The sequence below is a fragment of the Streptomyces sp. NPDC001339 genome (assembly GCF_042895955.1).
Taxonomy (GTDB): domain Bacteria; phylum Actinomycetota; class Actinomycetes; order Streptomycetales; family Streptomycetaceae; genus Streptomyces.
Window position 1 is genome coordinate 16,727 of the sequence record NZ_JBIAWT010000017.1, and the last position, 19,129, is coordinate 35,855.

Below are 19,129 nucleotides of genomic sequence, written 5' to 3' on the forward strand. Positions count from 1 at the left end.
GGAGGCGCGTCAGCAGCGTGCCCACCAGCGGAACTCCACTCACTTCCACGCACGGTCCCGTGCGCCCACACGTTCGGAGTCCTCCGCATGTCCGCCCAGCCGACACTGGCCGTGCTCCGCAGCTTCCACTGCGAGCACACCCCCAGCAAGAGCCGCATCCTCGCTCTCGTCCACCACCGTGAGGGCCCTGCCTCACTGCAAGCCGTCCTCACTTGCCGGCAAGCTGAGCTCGCGCAGCAGGCAGTGGGCATCCTCCAGCAGGCCATCCGCTCTTCCGCCGACGCTTGGAAGCCCGAGCCGCTGGAGGAGCTGTGCGCTCAGCTGCCGGATGCTCCGGCTTCCTCCCTCCGCAGTGCCGCACGGCACGCGCTCGCGGGCGTCTGGCCCATGCCTCCCGGTAGCTACCTGAAGTGGGAGCAGAACGCCGACGGTGTCGACGAGGGTGCGGACGAGGAGACTGACGCCGAGTCGGCCACCCGCGCCCTGCGCACTCCGGACGACGCGCGGCTCGCTGACCTGACAGGTCCAGTCATCCGGGTAGAGGTGCTCCGCGAGTTCCACGTACATGACCCGCAGGCCGTGCTGACGGCAGCCAGGAGCGCGGGCTGGGAGCCCCTGCAGAATGACGAACCCGAGGACGACGACCCGCAGGACGTCGTCGGGGCCGTCATGTGGCTTGGGGAGTCCGATCGCGAGATCGAGGGCGCGGACACAATCACGGACGCCTGCCAGGGCTTGAAGCTGCGCATCGAGAACGGGCATGAGGTCGCCGACTGGAGCGAGAAGCCGGTGGTCGCCGACTTCGGTTCAGGCTGGCGGTGCAAGGAGGCTGCCCGCCGGGGTGAGTCGGCGAAGCCGTCTGCGGAGGAGAAGCTCCCGGACTTCGCGGCGCTGTTCAAGATGGAGCCGCCGCACTGTGAGGACCCGGAGTGCGAGGACGAGCGGTGCCAGTGGCAGCTCACCCCTCGTACGGCCGATGTCCTGTACACGGAGCTGTGCGTGCTCGCCGACCAGGCGTACGACGACTGCGAGGAACTGGGTGACGGAACCGTGGTGCCCGACGAGCACGAGGGCGGCTGGGGAGTGTTCACCTATCTCCCGAAGGTGACCTTCGCGGCCGATCTCCAGTGGCGCCGCCGGTTCGCCCGGGCCGCCGACGACCTCGCCGGCGACCTCGAACGCGGGCAGTGGCCGCAGCCCACCTGCACGGCCGAGGAACTTGCCCTCCATCTCGCCGTCCGTGACGCGGGTGAACGAGGGGATGAGGAGCATGCCACTGGCGAGCACGGGAGGCTGCCCGTCCACCGTGACGACTACGACTTCGACATGTGTTCCGAGGTGTTCTTCCAGGACTCCGACGTGCTGATGCTCTACAGCGCTCGCTTCGACGGGATCGAGGACCCGGACGACGAGACGAACCGGTACATGGGTATCGGTGATCTCCGCGCTGCGGCCTGGTTCGACCCGTTCATGAACGTCCCTGCTCGGGACCCCCACCGCGGGTTCCGCCGCTGACTGCGCTGACTGCCGATCTGCTGGGTGGCCGTACCCACCCAGCAGGGCGGGGCTAGAGCCTGACTGCCTGACCGGTGATCGCTCAGGCAGTCAGGCTCTTGCGGCGGACCCGGAGGGAGTACATGGTGCCCTTGGGGCCGCTGCTGCTGCTCCACCCGACCGAGGTGGCTACAGCCCAGCCCTTCTGATCTCGCATCTGCGCGGCGAACACGTCGATGTTCTGGATCTTGCACCCGCATTCCAGCGAAACCTCGATGCCGATGTACGGGCTGCGGGGATTCTGCTCGCCGCCCGACTCGGTCCACCGGACCTGGTGCACATGCTCGGCTAGCCCTGTGCGCTGCATGTCGTGCTTGATGCCGTGGGCCTTTGCGTACTCGTTCAGATCATCGATCACAAACAGATGGCTGGACCACTGCCCCGGCCACACCGCGTACAGCTTGGACTCGCCGGCTACTGCTCGCTCGTACGTCGTCCGGTCTGCGCCGTGGGTGACGCGGCCGTCCTTGTGGATCTCGATGTAGCAGGTGGTCCGCGCGGTGTAGGGGAAGTCCCGTCCCGCCGCCGCAGCACTTCTCGGTTCCATCGCACGCCCTCCCGATATACCGGACCCCAGACCTTGGGGCCACCCACACCAAGATCTTCTCTCAGATTTCTCCCAAACGATCACCTAGATGCAGAAAGGGCCTGATCCTCATTGGGGATCAGGCCCTTGGCCTGGTCTTACCCTGTCAGGGTGGCGGGATGTGAACCCACACGCACCGCCACGGCACGCGCATTGGCCGGTGTTGTCGGCGAAGCCACTCTTCATCTTCATCATGGAACGGGCTGGTCGCTCGGTGCGCGTGAGGGTCATGCTGTGGCCAACGTGGCGTTCTGGCTCATATGTGGTTATGCGTAAGGCGAGGGCGAGGGCCCGTTTCCTCGTACGGACAGTCTCGTTGCACTGGTCGTGACGTGGGCGGATGGGCGCAAGGTCAGGGGCGGCACACCGCCGGAGCTGGTCGTACCCGGCATCGCGGTCATGCACCACCCTCGGCGGGCCGACGTGTTGCCGGGGCTGCTGAGCGGCTGCGCGCCGCTGTCGGTGACGGTGGTTGAGGACCCCGATCCGGGTGGTCCACCGAGTCCGTTACGGACGGCGAAGCGGGCATGGGCCGCGGTGGGGGAGACGACTCACCACGTGGTGATCCAGGACGACGCCGTCCTCACGTCCGACTTCGCCTCATCTCTGCTCGACGTGATCCGGGCGAAGCCCCGGCACGCCGTCGCCCTGTACGTGAACTGGGATGCGCCGGAGAACTCCTTTCTGGTCCGGCGGGCGGCGGTGCTCGGGGTGCCGTGGGCGCCGTTGTCGAGTCGGGAGTACACCCCGGCGCTGGGATTGGTGCTGCCATCCGATCTTGCTCGTGAGCTGGCCGCCTTTCTCGCGGCCTTTCCGGACGACGCGCGGGACGACGACGAGCTGATCAGGGTGTTCTGCAGGGACCGGGGTGTCAGGGTGATCGCGGCGGTGCCGCATCTTCTGGATCACGGGGATCTGGTGAGTGTCACGGGGAACGACTTCCACGGGGTGCGGCGAGGGGCGGTTCCGGGGTCGGCCACCTCGTTGCGGGTCGGGCACTGGCTCGAAGGCGAGCAGGTCGTGCGTCGTCTCGACAGCGCCGCCGAGTTCGATGGGCGGCTCGACTTCGCCGTGTCGTTCACGGCTTCCTGTGCGCTGCTCCGCTTTCCGCGCGCCGGTGCGAGTGAGCCGCACTTCCATCCGTTCGGCTGGTATTGGCAGGACTGGTGCGGCCTCCTCGGTGTCGACGCCGGGGAGATCAGGGCGATGGCTGAACGGGCCTTCGGGCGGCCGGGACCGGGTCCGCAACGCGTCGCGGGCGAGTACGGGGCGGCGTGTTGGCTGCTCGGCTTCGACGCCGGCCGGCGGACGGGGATCGGTGAGCTGCCCGGCCAGGGACACCGGAACGAGCTCGGGCGGGCGGCCGTGGCGTCCTGGCTGGGTGCGGGGTTGTGCGGTGGCGACCGCGTTCTGGGCGACGCGGAGAAGGCCGCCCTGGTCGACGCCGGCCTGGCAGCGGTCCGGGACGGGCTGCTCCGGGGCAGCGGCCGTGGCTGACCGGGCGGTGGATCGAGAACTCGCGGCAGCGGTCCGCCGGATGGCGCTGCGGGAAGCCGCGGCCCATCTGGGGGCGGCGGTCGAGACGACCGGAGCTCGGGTGCGCCGGGTGCCGTGCCCGCGCTGCGGGGCGGCAGTGACAGACTCGGCGTCCGGCGGGCCTGCCGTTCGGGGGCCGGTGCTGGACCAGCCCCTGTGGGGCGGCGAGGCCACCCGGCACAGCACCGTTCTGGTGCGCGTGCTGGCGTGCGAAGAGGTCACCGCGCGTTCGCTCCTGCCCGCCTTCCGTAGGGGTTCGGAGGCGGGCGCACAGTTCCAGACGCGGGCGGTGACCGCAGCGGAGTTGATGCATGAGCGCGGCTCTGCCTTGGACTTCGCGGAGTGGGTGCACCTGGTCGACATCGCCGAGGCACGCGGGTCCGTCCGTTCCCCGGAGTTCGGTGTCGTACGCCTGCTGCCGACCTCGTCACGGGCGGGCCCGTGGGCGGTCGGCCGAGGGCCCGGCGCGGTGCCGGAGTCGTCCTTCCTCTTCCCGCACGCCGTCCCCGGCAGCTCCACGATGCAATCGCACTACCGGGACGTGCTCCTCCGCAGAGTCCGGCAGCGGATGGAGCGTTCGGGCCGTACGTCGGCCTGAGCGTCCGCATAGTCCGTCGGTACCACTGCATAGTCCGTCGGCACCACTATCGAAGGGATTCTCTTGCGAACCGTCGTGTTCTCCCCGCACATGGACGACGCGGTCCTGTCCGCGTCCGTGTGCCTGCTCCGTCCCGGGACCGAGGTGGTGACGGTCTTCGCCGGACCGCCGTCGCCGGCCACCGGGCTGACGCACTGGGACCGCCTCACCCGCGCCCGGTCCTCCGCCGACCGGCACACCGCGCGGCTTGCCGAGGACGACCGGGCCATGTCCCTGCTGGGAGTGCCCTTCCAGAGGCTCGACGAGGTCGACAACCAGTACCGGCAAGGCGACCTCGACCTGGATGCGCTGGCCGGGCGGCTCGCCGATCTCGCTGACGGAGCCGACGAGGTGTGGGCACCCGCCGCGGTGGGCGGGCACCCCGACCACGTCGCGGTTCGGGACGCCGTTCGCACCGGGCTGCGGGAGCGGAACGTCGAGGTGCCGGTCGTGGTGTACGCGGATCAGCCCTACTCGCTGTGGGCCGGGTGGCCGACCTGGCTGACCGGCCGTCCCGCTCCCGGGCATCTCGACCCGGACTACTGGCTCGACAACGAGCTGGCGGAGCAGTGCTTCCGCCCCGCCGAGCTGATCCGCGAGGCCGTGGAGCTGACCGCCGATCAGCGGCGGCGCAAGAGCGAGGCGGTCCAGGCCTACCGGTCGCAGTTGGCCGCTCTCTGGCTGGACCCGGCCGACACCCGCCGGTGGGAGTCCTTCCTGAGCTACGAGATCGCCTGGCGGCTGTCAGCAGGCGCACCGGCCATCCGCACGGACAGCGTCCTCGTCTCCTCCGTCTGAAAGGCCGTCCGTGAACCTGGTTGGCTGCATGCTGGTCCGCAACGAGGCCTGGGTGCTGGACTGTTCGGTACGTGCCGCACTGCGTTGGTGCGACCGGGTCGTTGTCGTCGATCACGCCTCGACCGACGACACCCCGGAGTTGCTCCGGCGTATCCGTGCCGAGGTCGGCGCCGACCGGCTGCGGATCGAGAGCTGGCCGGACCCCTCCCGCTGGGACGAGATGGCGCAGCGCCAGCGCCTGCTGGAGCTGGCCCGGGAGGTGGGTGCCACCCACTGCGCGCTGGTGGACGCCGACGAGGTGCTCACCGCGAACCTGCTTCCGCACATCCGTGGCTGGATCGAAGCGCTGGCGCCCGGCCAGGTCCTCGATCTTCCCCTCATCCCGGTGTGGCGCGACCTCTACCACTTCCGCGACGACGAGTCGGAGTGGTGCCGGCACTTCGTGTCCATCGCCGTCGCCGACCGCCCGAACTTGCACTGGACGCCCGCCCCGGGAGACGGCTATCAGCACCACCACCGGGCCCCGCGCGGCGCGGTGGGCGGCATGGTGCCGACCCCGGTCGTCGCTTGGGAGGGCGGCGGTCTGATGCACCTGCAGTGGGCTTGCTGGGAGCGGCTGTTGTGGAAGCACCGGGTCTACAAGATGTTCGAGCAGCTGCGCTGGCCCGACCGGCAGCGGGTCGCCGAACTCGATGCCAAGTACTCCCGTGCGCTGGACGAGCGGGGCATCCGCCGTTCGAAGGTCCCGGACGGCTGGTGGAAGGGCCACCGGCCCGAGCTGATCGACCTCGACCACACCCCGTGGTACGTCGAGGAGTGCCGACGGCTGTGGACCGAGAACGGGCCGGAGGCGTTCGCGGGGCTGAACCTGTGGGGATGGCCGGCCGATGCGCACTGACGGTGTTCCAGTGGCGGATTCCGCCGAGCCGCCCTGCATGCCGGAGCAACCGGCCGTGGCCGCCCTACGAGAGCGGCCCGGCCACCCACCCGCATGGCGCACCGAGAGGGCGCTCACCTTCCTCCCGGCAGCGCTGTGGCTGGTCTGGCTCACGGTGATCGTCCGGGGCCCAATCGGCTGGGGTGCGGCGGCCCTCGCCCTGGCCGCCGGGCTCACCTGCCGGAACGGCCGGTGGGCCGGCTGGCTCCGCGTCTACGCCGTCTGCGTCACCGAGGCTGTCGTCGCCGCCGTCGGCTGGGCGGCCGTCCACCTCGTCCACGCCGGCACAGCCCTCGAGATCGCGACCGCCGCCGTGACGGCACTGCTTGTCGTCCTCGCCGTGCTCACCCTCGCGGGCTCGCTCCTCGACGCGGCCGCGCTCCTCGGACTGCGTGCCTTCCCCGCCCGCGAAGCCGCGCTGAGTCGCGAGGAGCCTGCCACCTGGCCCGCTGTGTGCTTCCAGGTCCCGACCCACGATGAGCCGCCCGCGCTCGTCATCGCCACGCTCAGCGCCCTGCTGCGCCAGGACTACCCGGGCCGCTGGATGATCCAGGTGGTAGACAACAACACCCCCGCCCCGCAGACCTGGCAACCGGTACAGGACTTCTGCGCCCGCCATCATGAGCGCCTCACCTTCTTGCACCTGGAGGACTGGCCGGGCTACAAGGCGGGCGCCCTCAACGAGGCCATCCGCCGGCTCCCCGGCTGGGTGGAGCACATCGCCGTAGTGGATGCCGACTACCTCGTCGAGCCGGACTTCCTGCGGCTGACGGTCCGTCACCTGGAGGATCCGCGCGTCGCCTACGTGCAGACCCCCCAGCACTACCGCGGATGGCAGTCGCTCCGGCTGGGCCGGGCCCTGTTCCACATGTACGAGGAGTACTACCAGGTCCGCAAGCCCGTCCGGCACGAGTTCAACGGCTTCATCTGCGTCGGGACCATGGCGGTGATCCGCCGGTCGGCCATCGAGTCGGTGGGGCTGTGGGACGAGAGCTCCTGCACCGAGGACGCCGAGCTGTCCGTGCGGCTGCTCGGCTCCGGCTGGCGGGGAGTCTTCGACCATCGGGTCCGGGGCGCCGGACTCATGCCCCTGGATCTGGGCGCCCTGCGCAGGCAGCGCTTCCGCTGGGCGCTCGGCATGATGCACATCCTTCGCAAACACCGACGTGCGCTCCTGGGACTGCCGGGCGACGGCCTCCGGCTGACTGCCGCCCAGCGGACCTCCTTCTGGGGGCTGGCCAACCAGTACCTCACCGAACTGGCCCCACTCGCCTGTGCCGCTCTGCTCGCCGCGCCCCTGCTGCCGGCATCCCTCGGTGGCGGCCGGACGGGTGTGTTGCTGCCCGTCGTCATGTTCGCGCTCTACGTGTGGACGACTGTGGTACGGATGCGGCTCGCCGTCTCCGCGACCCCGGACGCTCGGCCCACCGATGTCCTCGGCGCGATGGTCGCGAACGCCGCGCTCGCCCCGGTGACCGCATGGGCGTGCCTACGCGCTCTGGGAACCCGCCACGCGGTGTTCCTGCGCACCCCCAAGACCACCGGCAGCCGCAATCCTTGGCAGGCCTGGCGCGACGCCCGCGCCGAGACGGCGCTGTTCGGCGCGTGCGGACTGCTCGCCGCGGGCCTTGCCGCGCCGGGCTCCGCCCTCGCGGCGGCCACCGCCGCCCTGCTCGCCCTCCTCCTGGGCAGCGGCCCGCTGCTCGCACTGTGCTATCAGCGCTCCGACACCTCCGACACCTCGGACACCTCCGATGCCTCCGACATCGAAAACCCTGACATGACCTTGCCGTCCCCGTCCCCGTCCCCGACCCTGTCGGAGCCTGCGTCGGTCCCGGACGTGATCACCGCAGAGGACCTTCACCACAGCTACGGCGCCAAGAAGGTGCTGACCGGTGTCTCCTTCACCGCCGCCCGGGGCGAGTTCCTCGGTTTCCTCGGCCCCAACGGCGCGGGCAAGAGCACGACGATGGAGATCCTCGAAGGACTCCGCAGGCCCACCTCCGGCCGGGTGCGGCTGCTCGGTGAGGACCCGTCACAGCGCAACCCCCGCCTGCTCGCTCGTGTCGGCGTCCAGTTCCAGACCTCTGCCTTCTTCGACCGGCTCACTGCGCTCGAACAGCTCGAAACCTTCGCGATGCTCTACCGGGTGCCGCGCAGCCGCGCCCGCGCCACCCTCGAACAAGTGGGCCTGGCCGAACTCTCCGACGTCCAGGAATGCGTGCTCTCCGGCGGCCAGCGCCAGCGACTGGCCGTCGCCTGCGCGCTCGTCCACGCCCCCGAAGTTCTCTTCCTCGACGAACCCACCGCCGCCCTCGACAGCCGGGCCCGCCGCGACCTTTGGGACATCCTGCGGAAGGTCCAGGCCGAAGGCACCACCATCGTCTACACGACGCACCACATCGACGAGGCCGAGATCCTCTGCGACCGCGTCCTCGTCATGCACCACGGCCGCATCCTCGCCACCGACAGCCCCACCGGGCTTGTCCGCGCCCGCGGCACCCGCAGCCGGATCACGATCGCCCGCGACGCCCTCGCCGCCGGCACAGCCGCCGCCCTGCCCGGGGTCGAGCGGGTGGAACCGCAGGGCCACGAGCTCACGCTCGTCTCCACAACGCCCGACCTCGTCCTGCAGGGCCTCGCCCGGCACGGCGCCCTGCGTGGCGTCCACGTGGCGCCTCCCAGTCTCGAAGACGTCCTCCTCGAACTCACCAGCGAGCAGACCCGCCGATGATCGCCTTCTACGCACTCTCCCGAGCCATGCTCAAGGAGTTCCTCCGCGACTGGTTCACCCTGCTCTTCACCTTCTTCTTCCCCCTGCTGTTCGTCGTCGCGTACGGCGTGCACGAGATCGCTGTCAGTGCGGACCCGCATGCCCTCCTCGCCCGGGTCATCCCCCTCTACACCTGGTCCGTCGCCGGCACCGGCGTCTTTGGCATGGGCATGGGCCTGGTGGACTGGCGCCGGCGCCACCTGCTGCGGCGCATCCGGCAGACGCCCGCCGGCATCGTCAGCGTGCTCTTCTCCCGACTCGCAGTGATCGTCCTGATCACCTCGGCCCAGAGCGCCGCCTTCTTCACCGTCCTGGCCCTGCCCCCCTTCCGCATCACCCTCGGCGCAGGCTGGTGGCTGTGCCTTCCGCTCATCGCCCTCGGCGCACTGTCCTTCGCCTGCCTGGGTCTCCTCATCGGCACCCGCTGCGCGAACGACCAGGCCGGCGTCGCCCTGGCCAACCTCCTCATCACCCCCATGGCCCTGGTCTGCGGCACCTTCTTCGACCTCCGCCAGGCCCCGGACTGGATCCAGACCACCGCCCACATGCTGCCGCTCTACCACGTCAACACCGCCATGACCGCCGTCCTCGCCCACGGCGCACCGGCCGCAGCCCTCTCCACCCCGGCCCTGTCCCTCCTCGCGTTCAGCACCGGCGCCGCCCTGATCGCCCTGTACCTGTTCCGGTGGGAGAAGAACCATCCCCGGTAGCCCTCGGCCGCCCGTCCGGCCAACCCGCTGCAGCCCTGCTCCCTGTCCTTCAGCGGCTGCCGCCCCTGACGTCGCAGTCTTCCTCTCCGGTGCCCAGCGCCGTGTACCCGGCGTATGCGCGTTCGGTTAACCTGGCTGTGCCGGGTGAGCCTGGTTCGGCGGCAGGCTCGGGTTCCGGTGCCGCCACGGTGGGCACGCAGGGGAACGCAGGGGACGGAATAGGCAGAGGCAGACCACAGGTGAGAGACGGAGACCGGGCTTGTGCCCGTCGTGGGCCCGCTGTGGCGGGACGTGCGAAGCGGGTGACGTGGGACGCGGGCCTCGGCCCGGCGTCCAGGGTGAGGCGTCGTGGATAAGGTCGCGCTTACGGCTGCCGCTCTGTATGTGATCGTTCTGCTGCGAGCCGGAGGGACGTTCGCTGTCGGGTGGCTCGCCGGTGCCGGAGCCCGGCGCAGCAGGCTCGCCGGGCGGATCTCCTCGGCCAAGTTCCGGCGCGCGGAACGGGCGATCCAGCGGTGGGGTGCGCCGGTGGTGGCCGTCTCCTTCCTGACCGTCGGTTTCCAGACCGCCGCCAACTTTCTCGCGGGCAGTATGCGTATGCCCCTGCCGCGCTACCTCCCCGCACTGTTCGTCGGGGGAGCGGCCTGGGCGCTGGTCTACGCGACCGCCGGGCTCGGGGCGCTCGACATGCTGGCAAGACTGTTCGCCGAGCGGACGGCAATCGGTGTGGCCGTGGTCGTCGGCCTCCTCCTCGCGGCCTGCGGTGTGGTGGTGTACCGCAGAAGAAGGGCTGCTCCGTCCCGCCGCGACGCTGCGGCCGAAGAATCGTGAGCCCGCCCCGCGCCGTGTAGCTGTGCTCTGTCGGCCGGCGCCTGGTGGCCGTTGGGCATCCTTCCCCCGTCAGGCAGAAGGCCGACGGTTTCCTCCTCCAGCTCGCCGATGCGCTCCTTTCCGGGTGGGCTGGTCAAGGCCGTTCGGTCCAACTGGTCGGCATACTCGCGTGGTTGGGAGGAATGCTCAGCTCGTCATGGATGTTCGAGTCGGGCTGCCAGATCCTCGGGGAGTGCGTCCCGGTTCGCCCGGGTCACCTCTACGAGTTCGATGTCGGCGCGTCGCTTGAGGGCGTCGGTGAACGGGTCGTTCTTCGCGTGGACCGTGGCGACGATGTCGATGTCGGTCTCGAACAAGCACCGGACCGTGTCCTGGAACGCGGAGCACGCCAGCTCCATACGCCCGAGCTCGTCGATCAGCACGAGTTCCCCCGGAACCGGATCCGCTGCCGCTGACCTGAGCGGCGGCAGTGCGCGCCGCTCCATGACGTCCAGGTCGACGCCGTACCGGCCCACCCGTGGTGGACCTGGGAAGTCGACATGGGCGAGCACCGCTCGCCGAGCGTCCTCCAGGGTTTCCAGCGCGAAACCGGTCCGGGTTCCGCCTTGCCGGATCTCCTCCGTGGTGAAGCCGACGACCCTGCGGGTGTGCAGCAGCGCGGTCAATCGACGGACAACGGTGGTTTTGCCCGCGCCCGGGCGTCCCTCGAGCAGGATTCTGGTCGGCATCGTGTGCTCCGTATCGGTCCGTCATGGGATGCCTCGTCGGCGGCGGCTGCCGCCTGATGGTAGGCGGCATGGGCCAGTTGATCGTGGAGGCGACGGCGACGACCCGGTCGAGGTCGTCCTCAGCCCGCTGCCTGCGTGAGCAGAGCGGTGAAGATCTGTTCCCGCGTGCGGTCGATCATCCAGACCCGCCGCCACCGCCCGTGCTCACCGACAAGGCCGCCGGGCGGGTGGTGAGTGCGGCCCGACGGGGGCGGTGCCGGGGCGCCTCCGGGTCGCCCCGGTGTCGGCGGCTCGGAGAACGCCCGTTATCACAGGTCACAAGGCGTGCTTGGGTATCGAGGCGCCCGTGGATGGTCACCGGTCCCTCACCGGTCAGTGGATCCTGCTTCAAATCTTGAGCACAAATTCCACACATCCTCTCTTCAGGCGGGCTCCGATGCTCTAGATTGACCGTGCTTCAGATGGTGTGAAACGAAGCGACAAATGATGATCTATGGGTCGGGCGCTACGGACAGCCGGTACCTGTGTCTCCGGCGTCGGACGTGGGGACGATCAAGCAATTCTTGGGGCCCGCGAGGGGGGCTCGGGTGAGGGAGCACCCGAGGTTTCGACGGGTTCCCGCGCACCTCGAGTGTTCGGCAGGGTAATGCGGGTCCCTGCCGTCTGGATGGATTGCTCCATTTCGCACATTGCTCAAGTAGCGCTGAAAACAGCCGAAGTGCCATGCGTGGCGCGCGGGGGGCGGGGGCCTCCCGGGGAGGAACGGTGCGGCGCGGGGGCCTCCCGAGGGGAGGAACAGCGCTATTCGACGACGTACCACGACGTACCACTGGGAACCGGGGGGTTTCTGTGCGGCAGGGGGGACTAGTCGGCCCTTTTCCGTCGGCGCGCGAGCGTCTGACGAACGGGGCGGTCAGCCAGTCGGCGAACGAATGGGAGCAGCGGTACCGCCGTACCGTGATCACCAGCGATACCGTGGCCACCGGCTTGGTGGTGGCGGCGATCGGCAACTTCTTCGGGGCCCGGGACGCGGCCAACTGGCATGAGAAGTGGGGGATTCTCGCCTTCGGCACCGAGCTGCTGGTGCTGGGAGCGCTTGCGGTGAGCCGGTCGTGGGCTCCGGCCGTGCTCGGCCAGGGCGCCGAGGAATTCCGCCGGCTCGGACGTTCGCTTTTCACAGCGACCGTTGTACTTGCGCTCGGCGGGATCGCCCTCACCTCGCGCAACATCAAGCTCTGGATCTTCGTCGCGATCCCCGCGATCGCGCTTGTCACCATGACGGAGCGGTATGTGCTGCGCCTCTGGTTGCACAAACAACGGAAGGAGGGACAGTGCCTGAGACCGGTGCTCGCTGCCGGGAGCCCGGCCACCGTGCGCGATCTGATCACCCGGACCCGCAAGTTCCCGCACCTCGGCTGGCGAGTGGATGCGGTGTGCACGACGGACGGTCTCAGGCTCGACGGTGACCAACTGGACGGAGTGCCGGTCGTCGGCGAACTGGCGGACGTAGCCAACCATGTCCGCCGCGACGGCTACCGAGTCGTCGCGGTCACACCGGACCCGCACTGGTCACCGGACCGGCTGCAGCGGCTGGCTTGGAACCTCGAAGGCAGCGATGCCGAGATGGTCGTGGCCCCCGTGCTGATGGAGGTGGCCGGCCCGCGGCTGCACGTCGACGGCGTGCTCGGGATCCCGCTGCTGCGGGTCAGCATGCCGACGTTCACCGGGGGCCGCCGGGCGATCAAGGTGGTCGTCGACCGGATGGGCGCGGCGATCCTGCTGATGCTGTTCGCGCCGCTGATGGTGTGCGTCGGGCTGCTCGTGGTGGTGGACAGTCCGGGCGGGGCGTTCTACCGCCAGCGCAGGGTCGGCAAGGGCGGCCGCGAGTTCACCATCCTCAAGTTCCGCACCATGGTCGCCGGGGCGCACGGGGCGCGTGCCGAGCTGGCCGAGCGCAACGAGGGCGCAGGGCTGCTGTTCAAGCTCCGCCGGGATCCGCGGGTGACCCGGGTGGGAGCGGTGCTGCGCCGGTACTCGATCGACGAGCTCCCGCAGCTTCTCAACGTACTCACCGGATCGATGTCGCTTGTCGGCCCGCGGCCTCCGCTACCGGAGGAGTCCGCTGCGTACGGCCCGGACATCCGGCGGCGGCTGCTGGTCAAGCCCGGGCTCACCGGACTGTGGCAGATCAGCGGACGCAGCGATCTGCCGTGGGAGGAGGCGGTCCGCCTCGACCTGAGGTACGTGGAGGACTGGTCACTCGCCCTGGACACAGTGATCTTGTGGAAGACGCTGCGTGCGGTGCTTCAGGGGCAGGGGGCCTATTGATGCGCGGGGGTGTGCTGATGCGCGGGGGCGCACTGATGCGTGGGGGGACGGCGTCCGAGCGACGCACGGATCGCAGGCCGCAGGGGTCGGCCTGGGGGAGGGACGGGGCATGAGAGTAAGCGTCTTCGGGCTCGGCTACGTGGGCTGCGTGTCGGCCGCGTGCCTGGCCGGCATGGGCCACGAGGTCATCGGGGTGGACGTGAACCAGGTGAAGGTCGACCTGGTCAACGACGGCAAGCCCCCCGTGGTCGAGGAGCGGATCGGCGAGCTCATCGCCGAGGTCGTGCGGACCGGAGGGCTACGCGCCACCGGCGACGTCCGCGAGGCGATCAGGGAGAGCGAGGTGTCGCTGGTCTGCGTGGGCACGCCCTCGGAGCCCAACGGCAGCCTGTGCACCACGTACTTGGAGCGGGTCACCGAGCAGATCGGCGCCGCGCTGGCGGATCGCAGTGGGCGCAGTGGGCGGCACACCGTCGTGTTCCGCAGCACCATGCTCCCGGGCACCTGCCTGAACCTGCTGGTGCCGATCCTGGAGAAGTACGTCGGCGGCACGGCCGGGGTGGACATCGGGGTCGCGGTCAACCCGGAGTTCCTGCGCGAGGGCACCAGCGTGCGGGACTTCTTCGATCCGCCCAAGACCGTCATCGGCGAGCTCGACCCGGCGAGCGGCGACGTGGTGACGGCGCTGTACGACGGCTTGCCCGGCGAGGTGTTCCGGGTGCCGGTTCCGACGGCCGAGGCGATCAAATACGCGGACAACGCGTTCCACGGCCTCAAGATCGGCTTCGCGAACGAGCTGGGCGCGGTGTGCCAGGCGCTCGGGGTGGACTCGCACCAGGTGATGGACGTGTTCCTGGCCGATCGCAAGCTGAACATCAGCCCCGCCTACCTGCGTCCCGGCTTCGCCTTCGGCGGCTCCTGCCTGCCCAAGGACCTGCGCAGCCTGGTCCACGCGGCGCGGCGGGCCGACGTCTCGGTGCCCATCCTCGCCCACGTGCTGCCCTCCAACTCCGCACATCTGCAACGCGCGGTGGAACTGGTCGAGCGCACCGGCAAGCGCCGGGTGGGCCTGTTCGGGCTGTCCTTCAAACCCGGCACCGACGACCTCCGCGAGAGCCCGCTCGTCGAGCTGGCGGAGCGGCTCTTCGGCAAGGGGTACGACCTTCGGATCCACGACGCCAATGTGAGCCTCTCCCGGTTGATCGGCGCGAACCGCGAGTACATCGAGACCCGGCTGCCGCACCTCGCGCAGCTGCTCGCGGACTCCGCCGAGGAGGTGCTCGAGCACGCCGAGGTGTGCCTGGTCGGGACCAGGGATCCGGCCGTGCTGTCGGTGCTGCCGCATGGCGACGGCCCGGTGATAGTCGACCTCATCCACCTTCCCGACGCCGAGGCGCGCCGGGCCGAACCGGGGTACATGGGCCTTGCTTGGTGACACATCGTTCGGTGACATGGTCAGCGGCGACCGGCCGGACCGGCGCGCGCTGATCCTGGTGGAGAACCTGTCGGTGCCGTTCGATCGGCGGGTGTGGCAGGAGTGCACGACGCTGCGCGACGCGGGCTGGAAGGTGCACGTCATCTGTCCCCGGGGGGAGAAGCGGGACACGGAGCCGGAGGCGGAGATCGACGGGGTGCGGATCCACCGCTACCCGTTGCGCGCGGCCACCGGAGGGCCGGCCGGTTACCTGCGGGAGTACGGATCGGCGTTGTGGCATACGGTCCGGCTGGCCCGCAAGATCGGCCCGGTCGACGTGGTCCACGCCTGCAACCCGCCCGACCTGCTGTTCCTGCCGGCGCTGTGGCTGAAGCGGCGCGGCGCGCGGTTCGTCTTCGACCAGCACGACCTGGTGCCCGAGCTGTACCTCTCCCGGTTCGACCGCGGCGAGGATCTGCTCTACCGCGCCGTGTGCGCGCTGGAACGCCGGACCTACCGTGCCGCGGACATCGTGCTCGCCACGAACGAGAGCTACCGGGACGTCGCACTGCGCCGTGGCGGCAAGCGGCCGGCGGACGTCTTCGTGGTGCGCAGCGCGCCCGCCATCGACCGGTTCCAACCGGTACCGCCCGAGCCGGAGTTGAAGTGCGGCAAGCCTCATCTGCTGTGCTACCTCGGCGTCATGGGCCCTCAGGACGGCGTCGACTACGCCTTGCGGGCCCTCGCGAAGCTGCGCGACGAACTCGGGCGGACCGACTGGCATGCGGTGTTCGTCGGCGCCGGCGACGCCTTCGACGCCATGGTGGAGCTCTCCCGGCGGCTCGGGCTCTCCGAGCAGGTGCAGTTCACCGGGCGCATTCCGGACGCCGACCTGGTGCGCTACCTGTCCACCGCGGACGTGTGTCTCTCCCCCGACCCGCGCAATCCGCTCAACGACGTGTCGACCATGAACAAGGTCCTGGAGTACATGGCGATGGGCCGGCCGATCGTCTCCTTCGACCTGCGGGAGGCGCGCGTCTCCGCCGGTGACGCCGCCGTCTACGCACCCGCCAACGACGAGGCCCGATTCGCCGAGCTGATCGCCCTGTTGCTGGACGATCCCGAGCAGCGGGCCCGGATGGGCAGGACCGGCCAGGAGCGGATCAACGGGCCGCTCTCCTGGCGGAACTCGCAGGCATCGCTGCTTGCCGCCTACGCCGCCGCGTGCCGCGACCACACTTCGGTGTCGGCGGGCGAGCCGGTCCGCACAGGGAAGAGGCAGCGCCGTTGAGCGATGACCTGATACGCCTGGTCACGATCGGGCGGATTCTCCGCGGGCGGTGGCGGCTTCTCACCATCCTCGCCGTGGCGGGCGCGCTCGTCGGCTACGGCACCTCGGTGGTGTTCCCGCCGTGTTACACGACCTCGGCATCGGTACTGCTGCCGGGGCAGTGGGAAGAGCGCGAGCTGCTGACTCAGGTGGACATCGCGACGAGCTCGTCGGTGGCCGACCTCGCGGCGGCCAAGCTCGGCTGGAGCGGCGTCAGCGGCGGCGAGCTGCGGGATCGAGTGACCGCCAAGGCCGCCGACGGGAACATCATCACGATCTCGGGTACGGCCGATACCCCGGAGCGCGCGCAGCAGCTCTCCGACCAGGTGGCCCGGCAGTTCGTCGGATTCGCCGCGCGGATCACAGGCGGCGGCACCGGCACCGACGCGGCTACGGGGACCGAGGCGCTGCGGCAGAAGGTGGTGGAGACCAACCGCCGCATCACCGACCTGGCCCGTGCGGCCGATCCGGGGCGGTCCGTGGAGAGCGTGCAGGCCCGGACCTCACTCGAGAAGCTGCGTACCGCGCTGCAGGAGGCCATGAAGAAGCTGGACGAGGCCGACCCGGCGTCACACAAGGCCGGCATGGTCGTCATGGGGCCGGCGGCCCGGCCGACGGACGAGGCGCCGCCGACGAGGACGCAGCTCATCGTCGCCGGGGCGCTGCTGTTCCTCCTGCTCGCGGTCATCGGCCACCTCGTCGCCGCACGGATGGATCGCCGGCCGCGCACCGCACCGGAGATCGCCGCGGCACTGGGCTCGGTGCTCCTCGGTACCGTCGAAGTACCTGGTGAACGGCCCACGCACCGGCCGGAAGGCCGTGGCCCACGGGCCCGGATCCGCCGGCTCCTCGGCGTCGACACCCGATGGGACGCACCGGCCCCGCAGCGGTCCGGCGACGAGGCCGGCCGGCGGATCGGCTACCGGCGGGTGTGTGCTCGCCTCCGGGACCAGCTGCCGGCACCCCGGCGGCTGCTCGTTGTCGTACCGGACGGCGACGAGATCTCCCTCCAGGCCGCCGGGCAGCTCGCCGCCGAGGCCAGGAGCGATCCTTCCCCCAGCTCGTCGGGCAGGGGATACCCCATGCTGCGGGTGGTGGAGGTTTCGGTGAACCGGCCGATCGTGCCGGACCGCGACACCGAGTCCGGTGCCCTGGTCGTCCTCAGCGCGGGCAGGTGGACCGCGGAGGAGCTCGCCGGCCTCGCCGAGGCGTGTGTGGACGGCGGGCATGAAGTCGTCGGCATCGTCGTCGCCGACCCGGTCCGGGCCCGTCCGATGCGGTCTGTCGGCGATCCTCCGGACGACGCCACTCCGGCGCTCGCGGTGTGCGGCCAGGCGACGGGAGGCTCGGTGTGACGACGAGCCCGACTGCGGAGCCGCCGGCCGCCGCTCCGCTGCTCGACCTGCAGGCGCTGGTGGTGTCGGTGCGCAGACGCCGCCGCCTCTGGTGCTCCATGGCGCTGCTGGGACTGCTGGTCGGCGTAGCGGTGGCGGTCCTGCTGCCGCCACCGCCGACCGCGGTGACCAAGGTGCTGGTCGCGCATCAGGAGGACCAGCCGAACGACACCGGAACGCTGATCCGCACCGACGCCGCGGTGCTGGGGACCTCACGCATCGCCGGCAAGGCCCTGCGGTCCCTCAAGTCCCCGGAGAAACCGGACGACTTCATGCGGGAATACCGGGGTACCGGCTTGACCAACAACCTGCTGCAGATCGATGTGACAGGTGACAGCGACGCGGAAGCGGTGGCCCGGGCCAAGGCGCTGGCCGATGCGTTCGTCGCGGACCATGTGAGGCGGATGCAGGAGGCCGCGCAGGCCGAGGCCAAGGCCCTGACCGACCAGCGCGACCGCATGCGGGACGAGCTCGCCGAGGTCAACAGGGCGATCGGAGACCGATCGCCGCAGAGCGACGCGAAAGGGTCGGCAAGTACCGAGTCGCTCTACGCCCGCCGGGCCGAGCTCACCTCTCGGATCACCGATTTCGACCAGCGCGCCGCGGAGGCGCGTACCGCCACGCCCAAGGTCATCGCCGGTACGCAGATCGTGGACGCCCCGCGCGCCGTGCGGCACTCCCTGCCCAGGGCCGCTGCCACCGACGGAGCGATCGGGCTCGTCCTCGGGCTCGTCCTCGGACTCGCGCTGGCCGCGGTCGGCGTGGTGGTGGGGGACCGCCCCGTGCTGCGCCGGGACATTGCGGCGAACCTGGGTGCCTCGGTCATCGCGGAGCTGCCCCGCCGATCGGGCGGCCGGTGGCGGCGCCGACGGACCCGGGCGGTACGCGAACGCCTCACCACGACCTTGGCCCGCACCGTTCGCGGCTCCGCGGAACCGGTATCGCTGCTGGAACTGGGCTGTGCGCACAGCACGAGCGTGATCGCTCTGGAACTCGCCGGGGCACTGGCGGCGGAGGGGCCGGTGGTCGTCGTCGACGGTCTGCCCGGCCTGCGGCTCGCGGGCCGCCGCCCCAAGCCGGGGGACCCCACCGTGGTCAGCGGCGAGCGTGCCGCGGCCGTGTCGCCTCAGGAGCGTCGGCTCGGCGTCGGCTCGGTGTCGCCCGGCACCGCGTGGACCGACCTTCAGTACCTCGGCACCCGGACCGTGCTCGTCGTGCGTGCCGGGCACGGCAACGCCGCATGGCTGCACACCGTGGCGCGACAGCTCGCGGACCAGCGCATTCCGGTGATCGGTGTGGTCCTGATCGACCCTGATCCGCGTGACCGGACCGACGGCACGCTGTGGGACGGGCTGCACATCGCGCTGCGAGGCCATGGTGAGCGGCCGGCCCGGCAGAACGGGACGGCCCGGCGGAACGGGACGGGCCAGCAGAACGGGATGGGTCAGCAGAACGGTACGGGCCGGCTGCGGATGGAGCGGCAGCCGATGTGGGCCAGTGGGGCCTCCCCTGCTCGAACGGAGTTGAGAGCTCGGGGAAGAGTCCCGGACAACGACCAGGAGGCGAGGTAGGA

General features: G+C 70.4%; 15 protein-coding genes. 13 read left to right on the plus strand and 2 right to left on the minus strand.

Features of this window, described 5'->3' with window-relative positions; genetic code table 11:
* Nucleotides 1-87 precede the first annotated feature (87 nt).
* Nucleotides 88-1,515, plus strand: a complete 1,428-nt coding sequence (locus tag ACFY12_RS32950) for a hypothetical protein (RefSeq protein ID WP_390719634.1) — start codon at nt 88-90, stop codon at nt 1,513-1,515.
* An 82-nt stretch (nt 1,516-1,597) separates the two neighbouring features.
* Here ACFY12_RS32950 and ACFY12_RS32955 read toward each other — a convergent pair whose 3' ends face one another.
* Complete coding sequence (locus ACFY12_RS32955; RefSeq protein ID WP_390719635.1) at nt 1,598-2,101, minus strand: hypothetical protein; 504 nt, start codon at nt 2,099-2,101, stop codon at nt 1,598-1,600.
* Nucleotides 2,102-2,467: 366 nt separating this feature from the next.
* Here ACFY12_RS32955 and ACFY12_RS32960 point away from each other — a divergent pair, with 366 nt between their 5' ends.
* The 7 genes from ACFY12_RS32960 to ACFY12_RS32990 all read left to right on the plus strand — a co-directional run bounded on the left by ACFY12_RS32960 (nt 2,468) and on the right by ACFY12_RS32990 (nt 10,362).
* Nucleotides 2,468-3,637: a hypothetical protein gene (locus tag ACFY12_RS32960; RefSeq protein WP_390719636.1), complete on the plus strand. Its 1,170-nt coding sequence runs from the start codon at nt 2,468-2,470 to the stop codon at nt 3,635-3,637.
* Nucleotides 3,630-4,274 (plus strand): hypothetical protein, encoded by a 645-nt coding sequence (locus ACFY12_RS32965; protein ID WP_390719637.1) that lies wholly within the window; start codon nt 3,630-3,632, stop codon nt 4,272-4,274. Before ACFY12_RS32960 ends, ACFY12_RS32965 begins: the two co-directional genes overlap by 8 nt.
* Nucleotides 4,275-4,337: 63 nt before the next feature.
* The gene (locus tag ACFY12_RS32970; protein WP_390719638.1) at nt 4,338-5,111 is read left to right on the plus strand and encodes a PIG-L deacetylase family protein; all 774 of its coding nucleotides are present in this window, start codon (nt 4,338-4,340) and stop codon (nt 5,109-5,111) included.
* Nucleotides 5,112-5,121: 10 nt separating this feature from the next.
* A complete protein-coding gene (locus ACFY12_RS32975; RefSeq protein WP_390719639.1) occupies nt 5,122-6,009 on the plus strand; it encodes a glycosyltransferase family 2 protein in 888 nt (295 codons plus the stop codon).
* 37 nt (nt 6,010-6,046) lie between these two features.
* Complete coding sequence (locus ACFY12_RS32980) at nt 6,047-8,782, plus strand: ATP-binding cassette domain-containing protein (protein WP_390719640.1); 2,736 nt, start codon at nt 6,047-6,049, stop codon at nt 8,780-8,782.
* Nucleotides 8,779-9,531 (plus strand): ABC transporter permease, encoded by a 753-nt coding sequence (locus tag ACFY12_RS32985; RefSeq protein WP_390719641.1) that lies wholly within the window; start codon nt 8,779-8,781, stop codon nt 9,529-9,531. The genes ACFY12_RS32980 and ACFY12_RS32985 overlap by 4 nt, the downstream gene beginning before the upstream one ends.
* 348 nt (nt 9,532-9,879) lie before the next feature.
* Entirely contained in the window at nt 9,880-10,362 is a 483-nt protein-coding gene (locus ACFY12_RS32990; RefSeq protein ID WP_390719642.1) for a DedA family protein, read from the plus strand.
* Between the two features lie 194 nt (nt 10,363-10,556).
* Here the strand turns inward: ACFY12_RS32990 and ACFY12_RS32995 are convergent, their stop codons facing one another.
* Nucleotides 10,557-11,090, minus strand: coding sequence for a nucleoside-triphosphatase (locus ACFY12_RS32995; protein WP_390719643.1), 534 nt, complete (start codon nt 11,088-11,090; stop codon nt 10,557-10,559).
* A gap of 849 nt (nt 11,091-11,939) precedes the next feature.
* Between ACFY12_RS32995 and ACFY12_RS33000 the strand changes: the two genes are divergently transcribed.
* The 5 genes from ACFY12_RS33000 to ACFY12_RS33020 all read left to right on the plus strand — a co-directional run bounded on the left by ACFY12_RS33000 (nt 11,940) and on the right by ACFY12_RS33020 (nt 19,127).
* Nucleotides 11,940-13,418: a sugar transferase gene (locus ACFY12_RS33000; protein ID WP_390719644.1), complete on the plus strand. Its 1,479-nt coding sequence runs from the start codon at nt 11,940-11,942 to the stop codon at nt 13,416-13,418.
* 109 nt (nt 13,419-13,527) lie between these two features.
* On the plus strand, nt 13,528-14,853 hold the full coding sequence (locus ACFY12_RS33005; RefSeq protein WP_390719645.1) for a nucleotide sugar dehydrogenase: 1,326 nt from the start codon (nt 13,528-13,530) through the stop codon (nt 14,851-14,853).
* On the plus strand, nt 14,843-16,123 hold the full coding sequence (locus ACFY12_RS33010; protein ID WP_390719646.1) for a glycosyltransferase family 4 protein: 1,281 nt from the start codon (nt 14,843-14,845) through the stop codon (nt 16,121-16,123). Before ACFY12_RS33005 ends, ACFY12_RS33010 begins: the two co-directional genes overlap by 11 nt.
* On the plus strand, nt 16,120-17,517 hold the full coding sequence (locus ACFY12_RS33015) for a polysaccharide biosynthesis protein (RefSeq protein WP_390719697.1): 1,398 nt from the start codon (nt 16,120-16,122) through the stop codon (nt 17,515-17,517). The genes ACFY12_RS33010 and ACFY12_RS33015 overlap by 4 nt, the downstream gene beginning before the upstream one ends.
* The gene (locus tag ACFY12_RS33020; RefSeq protein ID WP_390719647.1) at nt 17,514-19,127 is read left to right on the plus strand and encodes a Wzz/FepE/Etk N-terminal domain-containing protein; all 1,614 of its coding nucleotides are present in this window, start codon (nt 17,514-17,516) and stop codon (nt 19,125-19,127) included. The genes ACFY12_RS33015 and ACFY12_RS33020 overlap by 4 nt, the downstream gene beginning before the upstream one ends.
* The last annotated feature ends 2 nt before the right edge of the window (nt 19,128-19,129 follow it).

Excerpts from the sequence above, each read along its gene's own strand:
- ACFY12_RS32955 (WP_390719635.1), bottom strand. The coding sequence starts at position 2,101 with ATGGAACCGAGAAGTGCTGCGGCGGCGGGACGGGACTTCCCCTACACC.
- ACFY12_RS32985 (WP_390719641.1), top strand. The coding sequence starts at position 8,779 with ATGATCGCCTTCTACGCACTCTCCCGAGCCATGCTCAAGGAGTTCCTC.
- ACFY12_RS32950 (WP_390719634.1), top strand. The coding sequence starts at position 88 with ATGTCCGCCCAGCCGACACTGGCCGTGCTCCGCAGCTTCCACTGCGAG.
- ACFY12_RS32995 (WP_390719643.1), bottom strand. The coding sequence starts at position 11,090 with ATGCCGACCAGAATCCTGCTCGAGGGACGCCCGGGCGCGGGCAAAACC.
- ACFY12_RS32980 (WP_390719640.1), top strand. The coding sequence starts at position 6,047 with ATGCCGGAGCAACCGGCCGTGGCCGCCCTACGAGAGCGGCCCGGCCAC.
- ACFY12_RS33005 (WP_390719645.1), top strand. The coding sequence starts at position 13,528 with ATGAGAGTAAGCGTCTTCGGGCTCGGCTACGTGGGCTGCGTGTCGGCC.